Origin of the sequence: Pseudorhizobium halotolerans, from assembly GCF_902153235.2 — a bacterium.
Classification (GTDB): Bacteria; Pseudomonadota; Alphaproteobacteria; order Rhizobiales; family Rhizobiaceae; genus Neorhizobium; species Neorhizobium flavum.
This window is the reverse complement of record NZ_CABFWE030000007.1, coordinates 180,034-198,555: the sequence shown is the minus strand read 5'-3', so window position 1 is coordinate 198,555 and position 18,522 is coordinate 180,034. Positions and strand designations below refer to the sequence as shown.

At 57.7% G+C, this 18,522-nt stretch carries 17 protein-coding genes and 2 pseudogenes; 9 read left to right on the top strand and 10 right to left on the bottom strand.

Annotation, left to right across the window (positions count from 1 at the left end):
* Window positions 1-437: 437 nt before the first annotated feature.
* Entirely contained in the window at window positions 438-641 is a 204-nt protein-coding gene (locus FN060_RS13875) for a CsbD family protein (protein ID WP_052641318.1), read from the top strand.
* Window positions 642-744: 103 nt separating this feature from the next.
* Here FN060_RS13875 and FN060_RS13870 read toward each other — a convergent pair whose 3' ends face one another.
* Window positions 745-1,137: a DUF1236 domain-containing protein gene (locus tag FN060_RS13870; RefSeq protein WP_077546235.1), complete on the bottom strand. Its 393-nt coding sequence runs from the start codon at window positions 1,135-1,137 to the stop codon at window positions 745-747.
* A 223-nt stretch (window positions 1,138-1,360) separates the two neighbouring features.
* Between FN060_RS13870 and FN060_RS13865 the strand changes: the two genes are divergently transcribed.
* Window positions 1,361-1,615, top strand: a complete 255-nt coding sequence (locus tag FN060_RS13865) for a hypothetical protein (RefSeq protein ID WP_142588635.1) — start codon at window positions 1,361-1,363, stop codon at window positions 1,613-1,615.
* Between the two features lie 495 nt (window positions 1,616-2,110).
* On the opposite strand, the gene FN060_RS13860 is transcribed toward FN060_RS13865, so the two are convergent.
* Together FN060_RS13860 and FN060_RS13855 are read right to left on the bottom strand one after the other, a co-directional pair.
* The gene (locus FN060_RS13860; RefSeq protein WP_142588634.1) at window positions 2,111-3,169 is read right to left on the bottom strand and encodes a FecR domain-containing protein; all 1,059 of its coding nucleotides are present in this window, start codon (window positions 3,167-3,169) and stop codon (window positions 2,111-2,113) included.
* Between the two features lie 265 nt (window positions 3,170-3,434).
* A complete protein-coding gene (locus tag FN060_RS13855; protein ID WP_142588633.1) occupies window positions 3,435-3,872 on the bottom strand; it encodes a Ros/MucR family transcriptional regulator in 438 nt (145 codons plus the stop codon).
* A gap of 328 nt (window positions 3,873-4,200) precedes the next feature.
* Between FN060_RS13855 and FN060_RS13850 the strand changes: the two genes are divergently transcribed.
* Window positions 4,201-4,467, top strand: coding sequence for a hypothetical protein (locus tag FN060_RS13850; RefSeq protein ID WP_052641314.1), 267 nt, complete (start codon window positions 4,201-4,203; stop codon window positions 4,465-4,467).
* Window positions 4,451-4,750, top strand: coding sequence for a hypothetical protein (locus tag FN060_RS13845; protein ID WP_142588632.1), 300 nt, complete (start codon window positions 4,451-4,453; stop codon window positions 4,748-4,750). The genes FN060_RS13850 and FN060_RS13845 overlap by 17 nt, the downstream gene beginning before the upstream one ends.
* Window positions 4,751-5,158: 408 nt before the next feature.
* On the opposite strand, the gene FN060_RS13840 is transcribed toward FN060_RS13845, so the two are convergent.
* Window positions 5,159-5,449 (bottom strand): hypothetical protein, encoded by a 291-nt coding sequence (locus FN060_RS13840; RefSeq protein ID WP_142588631.1) that lies wholly within the window; start codon window positions 5,447-5,449, stop codon window positions 5,159-5,161.
* A gap of 66 nt (window positions 5,450-5,515) precedes the next feature.
* Between FN060_RS13840 and FN060_RS13835 the strand changes: the two genes are divergently transcribed.
* Window positions 5,516-5,893: a PH domain-containing protein gene (locus tag FN060_RS13835; protein ID WP_142588630.1), complete on the top strand. Its 378-nt coding sequence runs from the start codon at window positions 5,516-5,518 to the stop codon at window positions 5,891-5,893.
* 303 nt (window positions 5,894-6,196) lie between these two features.
* Here the strand turns inward: FN060_RS13835 and ligD are convergent, their stop codons facing one another.
* On the bottom strand, window positions 6,197-7,243 hold the full coding sequence (ligD, locus tag FN060_RS13830; RefSeq protein WP_142588629.1) for a non-homologous end-joining DNA ligase: 1,047 nt from the start codon (window positions 7,241-7,243) through the stop codon (window positions 6,197-6,199).
* 447 nt (window positions 7,244-7,690) lie between these two features.
* Between ligD and FN060_RS13825 the strand changes: the two genes are divergently transcribed.
* Both FN060_RS13825 and FN060_RS13820 read left to right on the top strand, forming a co-directional pair.
* Window positions 7,691-8,416 (top strand): SOS response-associated peptidase, encoded by a 726-nt coding sequence (locus FN060_RS13825; protein WP_142588628.1) that lies wholly within the window; start codon window positions 7,691-7,693, stop codon window positions 8,414-8,416.
* Window positions 8,417-8,763: 347 nt separating this feature from the next.
* A complete protein-coding gene (locus FN060_RS13820) occupies window positions 8,764-9,129 on the top strand; it encodes a thermonuclease family protein (protein ID WP_142588626.1) in 366 nt (121 codons plus the stop codon).
* A gap of 307 nt (window positions 9,130-9,436) precedes the next feature.
* Here the strand turns inward: FN060_RS13820 and FN060_RS13815 are convergent, their stop codons facing one another.
* Both FN060_RS13815 and FN060_RS13810 read right to left on the bottom strand, forming a co-directional pair.
* Window positions 9,437-9,829, bottom strand: coding sequence for a hypothetical protein (locus tag FN060_RS13815; protein ID WP_142588625.1), 393 nt, complete (start codon window positions 9,827-9,829; stop codon window positions 9,437-9,439).
* 313 nt (window positions 9,830-10,142) lie between these two features.
* Window positions 10,143-10,628, bottom strand: a complete 486-nt coding sequence (locus tag FN060_RS13810) for a hypothetical protein (RefSeq protein ID WP_142588624.1) — start codon at window positions 10,626-10,628, stop codon at window positions 10,143-10,145.
* 40 nt (window positions 10,629-10,668) lie between these two features.
* Between FN060_RS13810 and FN060_RS13805 the strand changes: the two are divergent.
* Window positions 10,669-11,754: pseudogene (locus FN060_RS13805) on the top strand (IS3 family transposase).
* Between the two features lie 498 nt (window positions 11,755-12,252).
* Window positions 12,253-12,966, top strand: a pseudogene (locus FN060_RS13800) (IS6-like element ISRsp9 family transposase).
* 706 nt (window positions 12,967-13,672) lie between these two features.
* Here FN060_RS13800 and FN060_RS13795 read toward each other — a convergent pair.
* The 3 genes from FN060_RS13795 to FN060_RS13785 all read right to left on the bottom strand — a co-directional run bounded on the left by FN060_RS13795 (window position 13,673) and on the right by FN060_RS13785 (window position 17,092).
* On the bottom strand, window positions 13,673-14,332 hold the full coding sequence (locus tag FN060_RS13795; protein ID WP_183949998.1) for a site-specific integrase: 660 nt from the start codon (window positions 14,330-14,332) through the stop codon (window positions 13,673-13,675).
* A gap of 413 nt (window positions 14,333-14,745) precedes the next feature.
* Window positions 14,746-16,455, bottom strand: a complete 1,710-nt coding sequence (locus tag FN060_RS13790; protein WP_183949996.1) for a site-specific integrase — start codon at window positions 16,453-16,455, stop codon at window positions 14,746-14,748.
* A 94-nt stretch (window positions 16,456-16,549) separates the two neighbouring features.
* A complete protein-coding gene (locus FN060_RS13785) occupies window positions 16,550-17,092 on the bottom strand; it encodes a hypothetical protein (RefSeq protein ID WP_142588621.1) in 543 nt (180 codons plus the stop codon).
* Window positions 17,093-18,522 lie beyond the last annotated feature (1,430 nt).

Here is an 18,522-nt window from a genome sequence, read left to right as displayed (position 1 = left end):
CGACCAACAACACGAACGATACCTAAAGGCGGGTCAATTCTCGGTGGAAACGCCGGGTCAGCTCTCAGTGGAAATCAACACCTTCTCCTTCCCGGAGGACTGACTTGCCGTCTGGCTGGCCTTCTTCTGGTCCTGCTGCGTGTTCTTGTCAGTGTTGGGCATATTGAGCCTCCTGTCACGGAACGCGACCCATATCGAACCGTCAGCATCGGAATTCGTTCCTGGAGGTGTCGCCATGACCCTCGTCCGCCACGAAGACCAGTTGCACAACCTCGCTGAGCGCCGTGTAAAGACTCGCCCTTGGAAGGCTCTACCAAATGCAGGAGGAAGCAAAGCCGGAGGATCTCTGATCTTCCAACAGCCCGTTACCGACGTGCAACGAACCAATCTCCGGACTGCGCGTTGATAATCGCAATTGTCCAAACGGAGGAAGATCCATGGATTGGAACCGCGTCGAAGGAAACTGGAAGCAGATGAAAGGCAAGGTCAAGGAACAGTGGGGCAAGCTCACTGATGATGACCTCGACCGGATCGAAGGCAAGCGTGACCAGCTCGAAGGCAAGATTCAGGAGCGGTACGGCTACGAAAAGGATCAGGCCCGTCGGGATGTGGACGACTGGTATGGTCGTCAGACCTGGTAGCCAATGAGCCCCGCTTTGGCGGGGCTTTTTCATAGTCGGCAGTGGCGAGCAAAGACGCCCGGAGCATCGCGCCGGGCGCCTTTTAGTCTTTTTGGTCCGGCGATCAGTCTACGACCTGAACCACGGTGTAGGTCTTGGGATCGACAATCACGCGACGCTTATTGACATAGGTGTAGGCGTAGTCGGGTGCCTCAGGAACCGGTGTCAGGACTACCGTCTGCGGGAGGGGCTGACCGACAACGACCTCTGCCTGGACTGTAACTGGCTGAGCCGGCGTGGGCTGCTCGCGGACATAACGGACAACCTGCTCCGGCGGCGGATCGATTGCTGTCCCCAGCACTGCTCCCGCAATGCCGCCAACCGCCGCGCCCACAGGCCCACCGATTATAGCGCCTGTGACTGCGCCACCCGCTGCGCCGCTTGCCGTGCCTTCTTGTGCTACTGCTGCCGTCCCTGCGAGGGCAATTGATGCAGCTGCAATGATGATCTTCTTCATGGCCAATTCCTTTGGTTGGGACGGGTCATCAACGTAGATGACCCGGGCACGTTCCGGCTGCAGGACCAATGGCGGTCGGACAGGGTCTTTGGTCCTACGCGTCGACACCGGTGTGCACAGGCGGAGAAGCCGGGCGGATGTCAGCAATCTGCCGTAACCGGCATTTTCGGGAAGCACGGCGCCTCGAATGGGCGTAGAGTGTCCCGCAATGGAGGGCGCGGCCATGAAGAGCATGCGTGAGAACCAGATCCCGGAGTTCGTGCGGGAAATCATCGCCACCGGCTGCGATATGCGCGCGGTCGGAGACCATCACTATCTCGTCGGAGATAGTGATCTGTCAGAGGAGGCGTTCGATGCGGTGGAAAAGGATCTGGATCGCATATGGACAGAGTATGGCGACCACGATCATCTCAAGTACCAGATAATCGGATACCTCCACTCAATCGGCCGGAGCTACCCTCCGCCAGTCATGCATTAGGTCGAAGTCCGTAAACGGCGTCCGCAACAACGCCTTACTGACATAGGCATTCATTGGCTGACGATGATCGGCGCGGCAACATTGAATGGCGCGACAGGACTGGCGCCGAAGGCCGTCATGGCAAGCGAGATCTGAGGCGGCACTCTCGATATGAGAACCGCCGAGACGGTCAGGGGATCATCCGTTACGGGCGCGGGATCTATGCGCCTGATTGCCGCTAGCGGAAGACTGGACGCCGGTGGCAGAGCTGCCACTTGCGTTGCTGCATTAAGCGACCTTGCGAGGAGTCTCTTCTCTGCCGGCCAACTGTTACTTGTAGACTGGAGTTGTAGCGGGAGGCTCATACAAGGACGGCCCGCTCGTGGTGCATCCGGCTAGGATGGCAAGAGCTATCAGCAAGGCGTATCTCATCGCGTTCTCCGACTTGTAGTAAGTTTCAGTTTTGAGACGTCCGCTGAAGGCACTGGGCCTTCAGTATCGGGGGCAGCTAGAGCGTCAGTCGTCGGCTTTGCCGCTCTTGCCCTTGCCGCCAGGCCCCTTGCCTTCATGGCCGTTTCCGTTCCCGCCACCGTTTCCGTGGCCGTTCCCGTTATTGCCGTTGCCGTTCCCGCCACCGTTGCCGTGGCCGTTCCCGTTGTTGCCGCTCCCGTTCCCGCCATCGTTGCCGTGGCCGTTCCCGTTGTTGCCGTTCCCGTTCCCGCCACCGTTGCCGTGGCCGTTCCCGTTGTTGCCGTTCCCGTTCCCGCCACCGTTGCCGTTGCCGTTGCCGCCACCGTTGCCGTTGTTGCCGATCACCGACTGGTTGCCGGCACTGTCGCCACCTCCACTGCTCTCGCCATTGACTCCGTGAGAGCCCCCCTCACCACTTGGACCGGTTGAGGTTTGGTCGCCAATCGTGCCGAGTCCGAGTCCCGCGCCTACAGGTGCTGGCTGACCAACGGCAGCGATTGATGCTCGCGTCGGCTCGACCGAGAACACTGCAGGCGTTTCAATTATCCCGGCCACCGACATGCTCTGATTTTGGTCCACAGTGACTTGTTGCCCGGGACCCACATTGGTGCTTTGGCCACCGGTGAAGGAGGAGACCTGAACCAGACCCTCTTGAACCGAGAGTGAAGCGTCCTCTTCGGTTACCGTCACCGTGAAGGTTGTTCCCTTCACCACGGCCGCCATAAAAGGAGTATGAATGTAGGTGTGGGGCCTGCTCCGCTTCTCAATGTTGAGCGCCATCTGGCCCTTCTGCTGGACCACATCAGTCTTACGCGAGAACAGACCCTGCGTGGTTATCACCGCGCCGAGAGTGTTCGGCTGAAGTGAAATGCTCTCTGTGCCCCTGGCAAGAGTGGCGCGCCCCCTTGGACCAGTAGAGATCCATGCCTGATTCGGAATTACCGAGCCGGTCTCAACAGCGTGCCAGGTCTTCTTGTCGACCGTATAGCTGACTTGCTTGTTGGCTCTGGTCACTGTCCAGTCTTGTGCCCCAGCGAACGTAGGACCGGCAAAAACTAGGAAGAGCGCGATGACGCGCAGAATACGATAGGCGAAATGTGACATTGAGACCCCCATGAGCGGTCCCTAATGTAGAGACCGCTCGTTAAGGAAACTCTCTCTAGATCCCTCGTCTTTTAGTAATCAGCGCGTTGCAACGGCACACGAAGATCAAGACTACTGCACCGCCCATGACCATGTAGTTGAAAGTCCCGTGAGGGACCAACTTCTGTCACGGATTCTGGCTACTTAACGTTTGGGTTAGCCCGAAGTGTCACCGCCACGTCCCGGGGGCCCTGGTTGACCGCCGCGACGTCTGCCGACCGGAAGCCTAAGCGCTCTTCCGCTTTTTACCGACCTTCGTTCGGCGCTGTCCGAGACCCATCCGCTTTGCCAGAGACGATCTCGCTTCAGAATATTGTGGCGCGACCATCGGATAATCGGCAGGCAACGACCACCTTGCACGATACTCATCAGGACTCTGGTCGTGATTGGTATTCAGGTGTCGCCGGAGTGACTTGAAGCCTTTCCCGCATTCCAAGCATGTAATCATGTCCGGTTTGATTGACTTCTTGATTGGAACAGCGGGTTCTGGTGCTGCTGTCTCAACCTCTTCCGCTTTTTTACCGAGTCCGGTGAGTGAGCTGTGAACTGTCTGAATGAGCCTCGGCAGATCAGCAGCAGGCACAACATTGTTTGAGACGTAGCTGGCTACGATATCGGTCGTGAGAACGAGCAAGTCGTCGGTGTCGGTGTCTAAGCTGGACAAGTAAGGCTCCTTAAATCCGAATTCCGGAATTTAGAGGACCGTAATTGATGGTAATTGGACAGAAGGCAACGTGCGAAAACTTGTAATGCTTGCTTGGCTCTTAATGCGTCATCCACTTCCACGCGCGAGCTGGATAGTTTTGGTTCAATTCTTCTGGGTGCACGTGCCCGGTCAGGGCGGACCAAGCGCAAAATGACGCAGCCGCGCGCAAAATCCGTGCAGGATGTTCTCTTGACGTTCACGTGCGGCCGAGCCATTTCATCCCTCACCCGATGGCGGCGCGGGCAACCTCTGACCGATGCGGAGGTCTCGAATCGAGATAACCGCCATGCACGAGCGCCGCTTCATTCCCACTCCCCTGCTCCAGACCTGGGCCCTCTACCAGATCCCGCACCACGCCTACTTTGCGATTGAGTGCCAGAGCTGCGGCGTGGTGAAGGACATAGCAAGGGAATATTTGGAGCAGGCGGGCGCCTACAGCAGCCTCAAGGAGCTATCGCCTCGCTTTCGCTGCACCTTGTGCGGGGAAAAGAACGCGAGGATCATGGCGGGAGGTTGGGTGGAGCGACAAAGAAGCAATGAGCAGCACGACTGACTTAATCGCCGAGCTTTTCCGGGCTGCCAATCAGATCGGAACACTGACGTCGTTCGAGCGCGTGCGGCTGATCGAGCGTGCCGCCGCTACCATCCAGGGGCAACGTGATCTCCTGGCCACGAAAGAACGCGTGGTGCCGCTGACCTACGACGTCACCGCTAACCTTGAGAAGATGAAGGCACAGGCTCCGGAGATGCCGGAGGTGCTGTCGGCCGTCGTCATGCTGAAGTGTACTGACGAGATCAGGCGGCTGAGGATCTTGCTGGAAACTGACCAACGCTGATTCACCATTCGGATCGACGGAAAATCAACGGCAGGCGTGCGACAGTCGCGGGGCCAGAAACCTAAATTTGGCAGCCCCGGGGAAGGTCTGCACCCGCATGCAGATCTTCCGGGGCACCCACGTCCACCGTGGTGCCTGATTAGCCTTCCCAGAATCGTCAAGATGCGCCCCAATGAACCCAAGGGAATCAGGGGGCAGACATGAAGTCAGCAAAACAATAGCGGCCGCTATGGGCTCAGGCGTCGCTGTGGACCATAAAGGGCCCATTGATGTTCGGCATCGGCCTGGGGCTAATGCTAGCAGCGGTGACAGCCAGGTGGCAATGCATGCGCACTTCTGCCATGACGTTGATTATGTGGCGAAGCTTGAGGACGCTGTCCGGGCGGTGGTGCGGTAGGCTGGATACCGTTACTCCCTAGCCAATATCCGCAGCCGGCGGATCTCCTCGGCGCATAGCAGCAGCACCGACCGCACAACGACATCCGCCCCTTCCCGCGCGTGCTGCTTCATTGCGTCAAGATCACTTACCACCCCGCGACCCGGGGGCACAACCTTGTCGCGGAAGTCTAAAAGTTCACGCTGAGCAGCGATCACGGCCGCAGCGCGTTCAAGCAATCTCCGGCGCTCGGCGGGCGCCAGGAGATGGACTTCGTTGGCGGCGCGGACGAGCTCGGCGATGAAGTCGGTGGTGGTGGACATGCTGACACGGGACTTGGCGGCACCTACTGACGAACCATATGCTGTTGCTGAACCGGAGACTTTGCAATGGGCATTTTTGATGGACTATTGGGGCACGGCTCTACCGTTGATCCTGCAGACCTGAACAAGCGCCTGACCGGCGTTCTCATCGAGGGAGAGACACCCCAACTTGCCTTCAAGGTCATCCGCGACTTCTTCGTCTTCACACAGCATCGCGTCATCCTCGTCGACATCCAGGGCATGACTGGCAGCAAGGTTGACTACACATCGATCCCTTATCGCGCAGTCACCCGTTTCGCCGTCGAGACAGCCGGAACCTTTGATTTGGATTCGGAACTGAAGATTTGGGTATCGGGAACCAACGAGCCGATCAAGAAGACCTTGAAAAAGGGCACCGATGTCCGTGGGATCCAGCGGGCCTTGGCAACGGGTGTATTGCGCTAGCACTGCGTCAACTTGTCAAATGTCAATCGCCGGCGGCACTCCCTACCTACGGGCTGTCGCGAGCACACCCCTCCTCCTCCCAGATGCTCGTGACGACGATTGGCGGCATCCCCCTCCTCCCAAGTCGCCAGTCAATATCGAGCCCGGTGCATCCTCCCGCACCGGGCTTTTTCGTTTTGCCGATGAGATGCGGCGCCACGGAGTCGCCTCTTCTCCTCATGCGGAGAGAAGAACGCAAAGATCATCGCCGAAAGCTGGGATAGGTGACGCAATGGCGCTGCTGGGCGAGCTCCCCCGCCCAACCTAATCCGGCAGCCGGTAGACCTCCGCCCAGTCCTCTGCCTCGCGCAGTCCTTTGAACGAGGGATGCCGAAGCGTTCCGGTATGGGTCCAGGCACGGTATTCGATCTCCGCGGCGAGCGACGGTCCGGTCATCACCACCTTCTTGCTCGGCACGCTCACCGCCGGAATGTTTGTCTTGAGCTTGTCGAGCTGCTTCTTCAGCCGCCGCGCCTCGTCGTGCTTGAAGCCGGTACCGACGCTGCCGACATATTTCCAGCCGTCCCGATATCGCGCAGCGAGGAGAAGGCTGCCGATCGCGCCGGGAACCGCCGTAGACGGCTCGTAGCCGACGATCGCGAACGTATCGCTCTGCACGCACTTGATCTTCAGCCAGTCACCAGTCCGCCCGGACCTGTAAGGCCGGTCGCGATGCTTGGCGATGATCCCCTCCAGGTCGTGCTCGCAGGCGTGCCGCAGCAGCTCGTCCGGATCCTCATGAAACTCTTCCGAAAGCCGGATCGCTCCCTGCTTGTCAGCGAGCACGTCCTCCAGAAGATGCCGGCGGGCGCCGTATTCCATCTTAGTCAGATCGTGCCCGTCGAGGTAGAGGAGATCGAAGGCCATGAGGACCGAGTTCCGCGAAGGCAGCTTGCCGCCCCGCCCGCCGAGCGAGTTCTGCAGCAGCCCGAAATCAGGAATGCCCTGCGCATTGAACACCACGGCCTCGCCATCTAGGATCATGGTCGAAGGCGCGAAGTCCCGCGCCTCTTCCTCGATCCCCGGAAAGCGATGCGTCCAGTCGTGCCCGTTCCTGGTGAGGATTCGCACGCCACTCGTCTCAATGTGCACAGCCAGCCGGTATCCGTCCCACTTCAGCTCGTAGGACCACTCGTCGCCATGCGGAGGCTTCTGAACGAGCTTGGCAAGGCACGGCTCGATCCTCTCCGGCATCGGATCAAAGGGCAGTTCCGGCTGCTTCGGGTCGCGCTTGCGCACTCGGCCGCTTTTCGGCGGAAGGTCGTCTTCGATGAGAAGTGGAGCAGTCGGCTTGCGGGGACGTTTGACCATGCGGCCATTGCACCACCGTCTGTTTAAGATCCGGTATCCGCCGAATGCCGGTCGGATGACCGCGTGGGGCTAGTCGAGAAGCCTCACGCCGACCTCGTTGAGCCTCTGCCATCTGACGAGGCATCGGCGAGTTGTGCCGTCCGGCAGGTGGACGAAAGTCTCTCCACGCAACAAGATGCCCGTTTCCGTGATCAACTTCAGACCTTCCACTGACTCGTTCGATACGGCACAGTCCACTGCTATACCGCCGACGCGCACTTGGCCGCTCCATACGCGGACCCTTCTGGGGTATCGTCTGCGATCGGCTCTGGCGTCCACTGGTCACTCTCCTGTTGAATGCGTTGTGCCTCAGATCCCTCAACAGGGGCTTGCAATATTGGATCGCATTCTCGCTAATCGCTCGACAGTGCGCTGCAGGCTTGAGAATGGAAGGGGGAGGACCTGCCGATGTGCAATCTCTACAACGTCACGACCAACCAGGAGGCGATCCGGGCCATCACCAAGGCCTTCGACCGCCTGGGTAACCTGCAGCCCTCACTCGACATCTATCCGGACCAGATGGCGCCGATCGTGCGCAACATCGATAGCGGCCGGGAGATGGCGTGGGTGCGCTGGGGAATGCCGAGCTCGCAGCAGGCCATCTTTCAAGCAGCGTCGAGACGGGCTGACAGACTGCGCGCCAAGGGGAAAGAGGTGGACTTCCAGGAACTGCTGAAGATGGAGCCGGACGGAGGAACGACCAATATCCGTAACACTTCCAGCAAGCATTGGACCCGCTGGACCGGGATCGAGCACCGCTGCGTCGTGCCCTTCACGCGATTTGCCGAACCGGACCCTGGCAGCAAGGTTGAAGGGGGCCGCACGCCGAACGCATGGTTTGCGCGCGACGAGAGCGAACCCCTCATGTTCTTTGCCGGCCTATGGATCAGAGATTGGAATTGCGTGCGCAAGGTGAAGGAAGGGCTGATCAATTGTGATCTATTCGCCTTCCTGACCACGGACCCGAACCGCGTGGTGGGCGAGATCCACCCGAAGGCAATGCCGGTCATCCTCAGGAACGAGGAGGAGATCGAGACATGGCTGACTGCGCCATGGAACGAGGCGAAGGTGCTGCAGCGGCCGCTACCGGATGACGAGCTGATGCTACTGGACGAACCGAAGAAGGCCGCGTGAAGAGCTGGCTGATTGATCTGGTCTTTGCCGTTGCGGTGCTGGCCGCGGTCGGTAGCGCAGCAATGCATACAGCAAGACTGTTCGGATGGCTGAGTTGAGGGGTTCCCGTTGTAGGAGATGTGCGTAGTATCTCCCGACGATTCGCGGGGTGATGCCATGCAGCAGGCAACGGAGAACGCTCCGGACGAGCCCTATGAGAAGGGCATGCACATCATCTTCGATGTAGTCACACGCTGCGCTGTCGTCACATTCCGCGGTGAGATTGACATCATAGGCCCCTACCCTAGTCGCTCTGCAGCGATAGTGGCTGCGGAAGCTCGATGCCGCGAGAATGGGTGGGGACGCAAATGATCTCAGCACTCATCGTCTGTGCCACTCTTTCTGTCGTCGATGGCGACACAATCAAATGCGATGGACAGAACATGCGCCTCCTGGGTGAAGGGGTGGTCAACGTACGTGGCGTGGATACACCGGAGATCGGCCGCGGTGCTAAGTGCCAGAACGAGCGGAAGATGGCGCAACTGGCGAAGTTCCGGCTGCAGGAGATGATCGAGGGGAAGAAGCTCCGGATCGAAGCCAAGGGCAAGGACCGCTATGGGCGGCCGCTGGTGAACGTCTACCTGCCGAATGGTCGAGAAGTGGGGAAAGAGCTGATCCGGGAAGGGTTCGCCAGGGAGTGGCGGAAGGGCAACAAGATTGACTGGTGCCGTTAACACCTGAAGGCGCGCCAGTTGGTCGCGATACTTGGCTTAGCAATCTCAACGAAATTTCGGCGGGCGGTCCTTGAGGTTCTGCGACAACTCGTGCAGCGCTGCGCGCTTGCCAAGAAGCTGAAGCATCTTCCGAACTTCCTTCGGACTTGCGCCGGCTTTGTCACACGTTTTCTGAACGCAATGCAGCGGCGGACCTGGTATCCGTACCTGACGATTTGGTGTCTGTTTCATTGTCGTCTCCTCCTACATAAGGAAACGCTGAATTAACGCGAAAGTTCACGGCTTCGATGCCGTTACAAGGTCGCCGCTATTCGATCCGCAGCCACCTCCTGATCAGCGGCACCACCGTCTCCGAGAAATAGATGAACATGCCGCCAGCGGTGAAACCCAGGCTGGCGAAGATTAGGGCGGCGGTTTTGCCGAGGCGGGTGATGTCCTTCACCTGATTCATCGTCGGTTTGATTTCTTGGTCGATCGTTGTAGTGAGGGCGGCGATGACGTCCCTCTGCTGTGCGGCTATGGCGCCGGCCGCGACGACTGTCTTCTCCGCCTCTCCAATCCGGTGCGGCTGCTCATCGATCCGTTCGTGAAGCCTGTGGCGGCTTTCGGAGCTGCTCCTCCGCTCCTCCGTGAACTCCCGCTGGAACCTGTCCAGACGCTTGCCCACGCCATCCACCTTCTCCTCGAGGCGCCCGAGCACCCTGAGGATATCATCATTCGATCCCGCTATGCTGCCGCTTTCATGAAATGATCATTGAGGTGGCGAGGCCTTGGCGTTCGTAAGCCAGGCGCAAGCGTGGACTGAGAATTTCCGCCTGCATCGAGTCTGCAGGCTCGATTTGAGAAAGAACCCGGTCTGGCCCGCCAGCCGAACCGGGTTCTTTTCGTATCAGACAGGGCGGCCATGCGCTGCACACTGGGTCCCGCGTCCAGACATCCTGCAAGGTAAGAAACCGTCAACCTCCTGCTGGCACTACGCCTGCAGGCCGTCGCAATCCCGTAGTTGCGGATGGCTAGGCTCGGCGCTCCGTGGGACGGAGCCTGGGGCCGCTATTTCCAGCACCCCTGATTAGTGCCGTGGCGATTATGGCTGGCGATCCCTTGCCCCGCATCTGTCTGGCGACGCTAGACAGTTCCGCACGCTGCGCAGCCGTCAGATTGATGCCTGACTGCTGCGCCTGGTTAAGGAGCTCGGCTTCATACTTGAGGGCAAGCGCGGCCTGCTCGGTCATGCCGAGAGCGGCTTCCTCAGCCTTCAGCGAGGTAATGCGACGATTGGCGCTGTCTACGATATCGGAATACTGCTCAGCCTCACTCTTGCCACCGCCGCGGCCCTTTTTCTTGGACTTATCGTCAACGGCCGTGACGTCCTTGGCGAGTTCCTTCAGCTTCGAGGAAGCAGCCGAAGCGACGGCAGCGATCGCCCCACCGATCCCATTGTCCAGTGCAACCGAGCGACCAGCGGAGGGGTAATCCCCCCAGCAAATAACGGGCTTCAAAAGTAGAATTTTCTCGGGCCTTATGATCGAGGAGATTTCTATGAAGACGAGCAGATTCAGCGAACCCCAAATCCTTGCCATCCTGCGCCAGGCAGAAGGCGGCGTTCCTGTGCCAGAGTTATGCCGGAAACACGGGATGAGCACTGCTAGCTTTTACAGTGGCGTTCGAAGTATGGCGGCATGGACGCTTCGATGATCAGCCAGATGAAGGCTCTGGAGGATGAGAACCGTCGGCTGAAAAAGATGTATGCCGAGATGAGCATGCAGGCAGAACTGCTGAAGGAAGCCTTGGGAAAAAAATAACACGGCCGTCTCAACGCCGAGGATGGCCGGGAAAGCAGTGGCGTTGCACGGGGTGAGCATTGCGCTTGCCTGCCGTACCTTCGAGGTCAGCGAGACTTGTTATCGTTACAGCGCCAAGCTGAACGACGAGAACGAGCAGATCGCCGATCTCCTCATCGGACTGACGCGGGCAAAGAAGACCTGGGGCTTTGGCCTGTGCTTCCTTTACCTGCGGAATGTCCGAGGACACCGCTGGAACCACAAGCGCGTATACCGCATCTACCGCGAGCTGGAGTTGAACCTCAGGATCAAACCACGCAAACGTTTGAAGCGGGACAAGCCCGATGCCTTGACTGTGCCCGATGCGCCGAACCTGGTTTGGTCCATGGACTTCATGGCAGATCGTCTGGAAGACGGCAGGCAATTCCGGCTGCTGAATGTTCTGGACGACTTCAACCGCGAGGGACTGGGCATCGAAGTGGACTTTTCGCTGCCTGCTGAACGTGTCATCCGCAGCCTGAACCAGATCATCGAATGGCGAGGCAGACCATTCGCCATTCGTGTGGATAACGGACCTGACTATGTCAGTGGCAAACTGATGGAATGGGCAGCAACGCAAGGAATTGCCTTGAGCCACATCCAGCCCGGAAAGCCGCAACAGAACGCCTATGTCGAACGCTACAACCGCACCGTCCGACATGAATGGCTCGACCAATACATCATTGAAAGTATCGAGGAGGCGCAGGAATTCGCCACGCAGTGGCTATGGACCTACAACAACGAACGACCCAATATGGGCATCGGCGGCATAACGCCCGCACAGAAGCTGAAAATGGCCGCGTGAATTCTATTGCGGAGCCCCGTTCAAAACGGGGGGATTGCCAGTGGGTTTCGACCCTAAGAGCAATAACATAGAAGGCCTACGCGCGACTTTCGTTTGTGGAGAACTCAGTCCCCCAGACGCTTGCTCCTCATACTCTGGACTGCGTACTTTGAGCAGTCGAATAGCTGCCGGCTGGTCCCCGTCGGAAGAATCTCTGTCCTATGGCCTTCGCAGTCGAGGTTTATGGGGGGACGAGGCCCTTCTTGACGATCCCATAATGCCAACTGTGATCGATCTGGCAGATGATTGGCTCCGAAAGATTTGCGCCGCCGAGCAAAGAATAGCTTTCCGTCATCCGGGAGTAAGGCATTGATTTCCGACGGCGGATGCGCACTGACGCCAAACGATCAAGACAAGGGTTCATCTACTCTATCTGATGCTAGAGTAGGAACACGCACCGGCGGCATGGGAGGCGTCGCCTTAACCGGCTGGTGCGGATCGAGGCAATAGTCTATCGGCATGACTGACGATGCGTCCGCCCGATACAAACGCCACCGCTTTCCAGCCGAGATCATCGCGCATGCGGTATGGCTCTATTACCGGTTCCCGCTGAGCCTGCGCGATATCGAAGACCTGCTTGCCGAGCGCGGCATTGCCGTCTCGTTTCAGACCGTCTCAGAATGGACGACTAAGTTTGGCCTGAAATTCGCCCACCAACTCAAGCGACGGTCGATCGGCAACTTCGCAGACAAATGGCATCTCGATGAGATGGTCCTATCGATCAAGGGCAAGAAATACTGGCTGTGGCGCGCCGTCGATGCCAACGGCTACGTTCTCGATGCTCTGCTGCAAAGCCGCAGAAACAAGGGAGCCGCTCTTCGGCTGATGCGCAAATTGTTGAAGAGCCAAGGTGTTGCGCCGCGCGTGATGGTGACAGACAAGCTGCGTTCTTATTCCGCCGCAAAGCGAGAGATCATGCTGGGGATCGAACACCGTTCGCACAAAGGGCTCAACAACCTCGCAGAAAATTCTCACCTTCCCGTTCGACGACGAGAGTGACGCATGATGCGGTTCAAGTCGGCAGGTCAATGCCAACGTTTCGTCTCAACCCACGGCCAAATTGCTAATCTTTTCCAACTTCATCGAAAACACCTGAATGCCGCTGATCATCGCCAACTCCGCGCCCTCGCCAGCGCCACCTGGCGTGAGATCGCGTTGCCGATCCAAGCCTGAAATTCAGGACAAAGAAATGATTGCGTCCTACGTCAGGTTAAGGCGACGCCACCTTCCACGGTGTAAATCCCCTGTCCCTCCTGCGATCATTGCAGAAAGGAAATAGGTGGCCGGATTTTACTCCGCCCGCGGCTGGACTATTCCGCCGCTACCGTGGCCGACTTTTGCACCGCCGCTCTCATTCCTGTCATTATTGATCGCGAAACCGGTCTAACCCTGATGGAATCGGGCGCAATCCTCTGGTATCTGGCTGACAAACCAGCTTTCGGAAAATTCGCTCTATCGAGCCCAGCCCTCCAGTGGAGCCGAACGTGGAGTGAGACCTGCACCTCGATAAATGGCGTTCAGGCGGCATCCTCCGAGAGTTCTGGAATAGGTGGAGTATGTGGATGTCTCACTCGTACTGCTTCGGCAAGTTGACCTTTATAGGATTGTCGGGATCGAGATGCTCCCAACAAGACCCTCGGCGCTCGAAGGCCGATTGGCATCGAAGTCTATCAGTCGCATTCATTGGATGCATCATCTGATGTCGGCTGGACCTGGGTGAGGCTGACACTGACCGCTTACGTGCAGCCATATCCACCTATGACTGAAGCTCAGCCGAGAATCTGAGGCATCAAGTATCTCGAGGCGGGATCGGCTCCGGCAGTCGCCGGGTAGTTGGGGATCTTCGGAAAAAAGACGGAAGAAGCTCGTTGATATATTTTTAGCGCATAAGCTTGTTTGCGTTATGGGCCTCGAGGCGGTTTAGAAGTGTTGCCCAAGCCTCAGCGTGCTGACGACCTGCCAGGCGAGATCTGGATCCATCGACGTAGTGCTGCTCGGTGACGAACAGCGAAGAATGGCCAAGAAGATCCTTCGCCATGCGAATGTTCTTTGGATCAACTACCGAAGTGAACGTCGCTGCGGCATTTCGGAAGCGGTGCGGCGTCACAGCGTACCCCAACGCCTTCGCTGTATGCCTTCTTACACATCGACGGATCATCTTGTCTGTCATAGGCCGGTCCTTGTAAGGCCACATCCCGGCATGTTCTGTGGCATTCGGAAACAGAGGCCTGAAGTGCAAGAGGTAGAGGCGGATTATGTTCGAGAGGCGCTGTGACACCCTGTAGTGCCTAGCCGCACCACATTTTACAAGTTCCGGCGGGAGGTTCAGAACGAACCGGTCTCCAATATTTGACAGATGTTCTGTGATGCTGAGGCTGGCGAGCTCGCCGCGCCGCATTGGCTGCTCGGCGAGTAGGGCAATCATCAGCCCATCCCGGAGCATCTCCGCGCTTTTCAATGTGGGAGCTCCGCCCTCCGCGACATCCTTCTTAGCGACCTCAGTTAGGCGAAGTCCGACAGCGTAAAGCTCGTGACTCAAGACTTCTCGATGCCTGAGGGGTCTTGCGCTACGTTGGACGCTTCGTTGAGCGGACTGCATCCAACGCCAATCAAGTCTTGGATACATCGATCGAACCACCAGGTAGAGCCTCTGCAGGAAATTGGCGACAGTGTGCTCGGTGCAGTTCCGTCTCAGGCAAAGAAGGCAGAGCTCAAGATTTTCTGGCGTTACCCTCTCATGCGGCTGAAGCACAAGCTGATCGGCCCGTTCTCGCATCAGGATCATAAGGAACTGTCCATAGGATGATCTGCGCGCATAGACGGTTCTCGCCGACAGATGCGAGTTCGTACCAATATCGAATATGTCTCCCTGTGGGTGAGCTGCTCGGAAAAGCTGCTGATCCAAAGAGGGCCATTTGTCGAAGGACAGAGCCCGATTAATCCGCTTTGCCATCACTGCACATCCTTCCTCTTGCCGGCACTGCGGCGACACCCCTGAGCGTCCGCCAACGCCTTCTCCAAATTTTCGATGTGTTTCCTTTGCGCCCGCTTGGTATCCCAGTTCACATAGTATTTCTCCGTGGTCTGCATATTCTTGTGGCCAAGGAACTGCTGCACCTGACCGTGAGCGCCAGGATCCTGGTCCAGCGTAATTTTAGCAGCCAGGTGTCTGAACGCATGAGGGTTCATGTGGAACCCAAGGTAGCGCCGAATGTAACCCTGAATGAGAGATCGTACCGTTGCGAAGTTTTTCAACTCGCCGTCATCTCTGCAAAACAAGTATCTTGGGCGGTGTCCTATGATTTTGGGGGCGAGGATTTCTCGGTACTCAGTGAGCATCGCAACCAGGTCTGGGGGTATGTCAAATGCGAGCGCAGTGCCGGATTTGTTCTCATCTGAAGGAATGGTCAGAGTTGAGTAGCCCTTAGGTCGCACAAAGATATGTTCATCGAATGCGAGTGCCGTGAGATTTCCCAATCGAAGCGGAATCACCGGCAGCATTGCAAGAGCAATCGCTGCTTGCGCCTTGGCAAGCGTCCACCGGTTGGGTCTGTCGGTGACCCGAACAAGCTTCCAAAGATCTTTTGGTGCCTCCACCAGCTTCCTGACGACTTGAGGATCATCGAAGCGCATGATCAGTTGCGTGTTCTTGTTTGTGATGCGCTGTGGGGGCCTCGGAACTGTGTATGTGAGTTCCTTCAGCCGTGCGACATGCTCTGCGTCGAGTTTCAAGAAGTCTCGACCGATCACCATTAGCGATAGCGCCATTTGAAAGTTGTAGGCGCTGGGTTTCCCCTTTTTTTCTGCATGCGCCTGGCGAAGAATGATGGTGAAGTTGTCGGCGGAGACGAGAGACCGAAGGTCAGAGATCGTCTGAAGGGACACACCGGCTTGTACCGCCAACGTTACCGCTCGTCGAATGTCCTGGATGATCTTTCTGCATGTTGGTCTCGACAGCTGTCGCTTCCGGGCGTTCTGGCTGAAGATATCCGAACCTGCTGCCCACTCCTCGAAAGCTGTGATGTCCCGTTGAAGCGACAGGAGAAGATCTTCGGTAGCAAGCAACTTACGCGCCCGTTGCGAGGCTGGCACCGTCACTGGTTGGAGCAATACGTTTTCGGGCAGGCGCGTTGCCTCGTTCCACGCACGTGCAGCATCGCGTATCATCCGCGGAAAGTTTGCTTGTAGTGATGTCTCTTCGACATGACTGGCAAATCTCAAGAATGCTGCGTCATCCACGCTCGGTGGCAATATGTTGGTCGTGTCGAAATAGTGAACCAGTCGTGTCAAGCAGACCTTCAAGTACTTCGTCGGAAGGCGCTGGTAGTAGGTGCTCCATTCCTCGTGGATGGGGTTCGGTCGCTGCCCTCGCCTGCGCATGGACGGATTGATCCCACTCTCTGTGAGAAGGTCGAGGCAACAGTATTTCACGTTGGCAATGGTATGAGGTCTGACGCCAGCGCCTGATCGGTGAACTCTATCAAAGACCGCTCGAAGCCCTTGGGGCGATGCCGGTATCTGTGATGGCGGCAATCCCGACCATTTCGAAAGTCTCCTGATGGCCGCTCGCCTCTCACGCAGCTGGCGGCGGTTGGTGTCCGGAGTCCGCTCGATCTTCCTCAGAAGGTCCGCCAGTGACCGCGAAGAAACCTTGTTCTGCATGTTTGTCTCCATGAGGATTGGTATAGGACGGGAGGAAGCCGCGCCAGCGTGTCAGCGCGGCTTCAAAGGGGGGCAAGCGCTTGAGCTGGGGGTGCTAACTTGCCTTAGGCGGAACCTTGGCAGCATCACGCATGGATCGCGTTGCGATGTGAGCGCGGCTCGGCCGCATTCGCCGGTTTCGGCCACTGCGCACGTCAGCGAGCCTGTAGCGACGGCGCCGGCAGATTCCTGCCGGAGCTTGACGGCTGACCTGAACTACCAGCAGTTTAAGTTGTTCAAGCTGGCCTTCTGGCGCTTTCACCCAATCGCGAGCGACGGCGTTCAAGAGAAACGCCAACTGGATCCTGTCGAAGTACGGCATAAGTGCCGCAGCTTCGGTTACGACCGTCCGAACGACGTCCGGACGCACGAGGTCTTCCAAGCTCCAGATCAGGGAGATGTTCACGCCGCCGGCGGCGGCGAGGGCAAGCGCGCGGTAGAGAAGACGTCTCAGCTTGCGAGGATGGAACGTCATGAGTGGCTGCTGCCCCTCGAGCTGGTCGAACCACTTGGTAGCCTGAGCCCATTCGATGCAGTAGAAGCAGTCGTCTGTGAAGCCAAGTGTCGGCGATGCAGATGCTTGAGGATTCATTGTCATCTTGTTCTTCCTTTCGGCGTGTCACTACGTCGAAAACACGCTTGGGTTGTGTCATCTTGCGGGATAACCCTCTGGCATAAATCAGACGTAGTTGTAGTAGAAGGTTTTCCCGTCGCAGCTTTGGGTTGCTGCAGGGCCGACATTGCCAGTTAATGGCCGCGTACGGCAATAAGGTTTAGTAGCGCCAGTTGTCCCTTAACTCGGCCGCCCTTCTATAGGCATCTGCAGCAATAGGAGCGCCATGGTCACCATGAGACCCTAGCACCGCCGAACCGATCTCTTTCCAGGTCGCCCCGTCTTCTCTGGCATCGAGCACCCTCAGATGTTGAACCCATTTGTCCCGTCGAGGCCGTCGAGGCCGTCGTGTCACCGCGTCGCTGAAAGAGGAGAGTTTGGCTTCCGCCGATTGCAATTGCGGCCGGATTGGTTTGCCAAGGTCCACCATTACCAGTGCGTGGCCCTTTGGTAGTATCACGCGGTGCAGCGCCTCGAGCTCCCAATGATGATCGGCCCGACCGAATTCTATCTGCCCTCCGACGCTGCGATCGAAAAGGCACTCAAGGAGTGGCTGATCACTTATCGCTGGATTGGGTATGCCAGCCATTCGGAAAGGGTTTGGGTGAGGTGGGCAGGCCCAGAAACCCGGTTCGTCCCAATGCCTCCCTTCACCTGGTGGAGGAGGCTCATAGCCTGGATCTGAAGCAAGCATGTCAAGGCTTATCTGCTTCATTTCGTGGAACGCTTTTCGAATATCTGGGCGACGACGGGTGAATTCCCAGCGCCATCTCACCGAGGTAAAGGCGCTGAATTCTGCGTACGCGTCGGCGTCACGCCAGCTTGGCAGCCCCCAAGCATTGGACGAATTACTTCTACTGCAACTAGCCATCGGACTGCCAACCATGGTTGGAACACCGGTGGCTTCTGCAGACGTAACAGTGCCAGAAGCTGCTAAGTCGTGAAGCCGACTGAGTGCATCTCGTTCCAGGATCGAACATGCGTTCCGTCCCACCCCTGCTTTTACCAATCATCATCTCGCTCTCCATTCGAGGCAGAGGCAAGCGTCATACGAAACCGCTTCTATAACCGCCTCACCCGCGTCGCCTTCCTCTTGGTTTAAGCAAGCTGTGATTCCTGCTGCACCAGCTGAATGACGACGGCCAGAGATTAAATGTATGTTTCCCCGTGGGACTACAGAAAGAAACGCAATGAAGACCAGAAAACAATGCACTGGTAATTGCCGAAAAATCGGTTATTATATAGACTGCAGAAATATTAACCGAAAATAGTATGGTTAATGAGTGTCAAGAAAATCTTTACACTAGAAGATGACTTGTTGGCGCTGAAGTCAATACACTCCGGCCGGGACCTGATGAAGACGGTGTCCGGTCCGGCTCATCCGGTCCGGTCCGGTCCGGTCCGGTCTGGTCCGG

Excerpts from the sequence above, each read along its gene's own strand:
- FN060_RS13875 (WP_052641318.1), top strand. The coding sequence starts at position 438 with ATGGATTGGAACCGCGTCGAAGGAAACTGGAAGCAGATGAAAGGCAAG.
- FN060_RS13870 (WP_077546235.1), bottom strand. The coding sequence starts at position 1,137 with ATGAAGAAGATCATCATTGCAGCTGCATCAATTGCCCTCGCAGGGACG.
- FN060_RS13865 (WP_142588635.1), top strand. The coding sequence starts at position 1,361 with ATGAAGAGCATGCGTGAGAACCAGATCCCGGAGTTCGTGCGGGAAATC.
- FN060_RS13860 (WP_142588634.1), bottom strand. The coding sequence starts at position 3,169 with ATGTCACATTTCGCCTATCGTATTCTGCGCGTCATCGCGCTCTTCCTA.
- FN060_RS13850 (WP_052641314.1), top strand. The coding sequence starts at position 4,201 with ATGCACGAGCGCCGCTTCATTCCCACTCCCCTGCTCCAGACCTGGGCC.
- FN060_RS13845 (WP_142588632.1), top strand. The coding sequence starts at position 4,451 with ATGAGCAGCACGACTGACTTAATCGCCGAGCTTTTCCGGGCTGCCAAT.
- FN060_RS13840 (WP_142588631.1), bottom strand. The coding sequence starts at position 5,449 with ATGTCCACCACCACCGACTTCATCGCCGAGCTCGTCCGCGCCGCCAAC.
- FN060_RS13835 (WP_142588630.1), top strand. The coding sequence starts at position 5,516 with ATGGGCATTTTTGATGGACTATTGGGGCACGGCTCTACCGTTGATCCT.
- ligD (WP_142588629.1), bottom strand. The coding sequence starts at position 7,243 with ATGGTCAAACGTCCCCGCAAGCCGACTGCTCCACTTCTCATCGAAGAC.
- FN060_RS13825 (WP_142588628.1), top strand. The coding sequence starts at position 7,691 with ATGTGCAATCTCTACAACGTCACGACCAACCAGGAGGCGATCCGGGCC.
- FN060_RS13820 (WP_142588626.1), top strand. The coding sequence starts at position 8,764 with ATGATCTCAGCACTCATCGTCTGTGCCACTCTTTCTGTCGTCGATGGC.
- FN060_RS13790 (WP_183949996.1), bottom strand. The coding sequence starts at position 16,455 with ATGCAGAACAAGGTTTCTTCGCGGTCACTGGCGGACCTTCTGAGGAAG.
- FN060_RS13785 (WP_142588621.1), bottom strand. The coding sequence starts at position 17,092 with ATGACAATGAATCCTCAAGCATCTGCATCGCCGACACTTGGCTTCACA.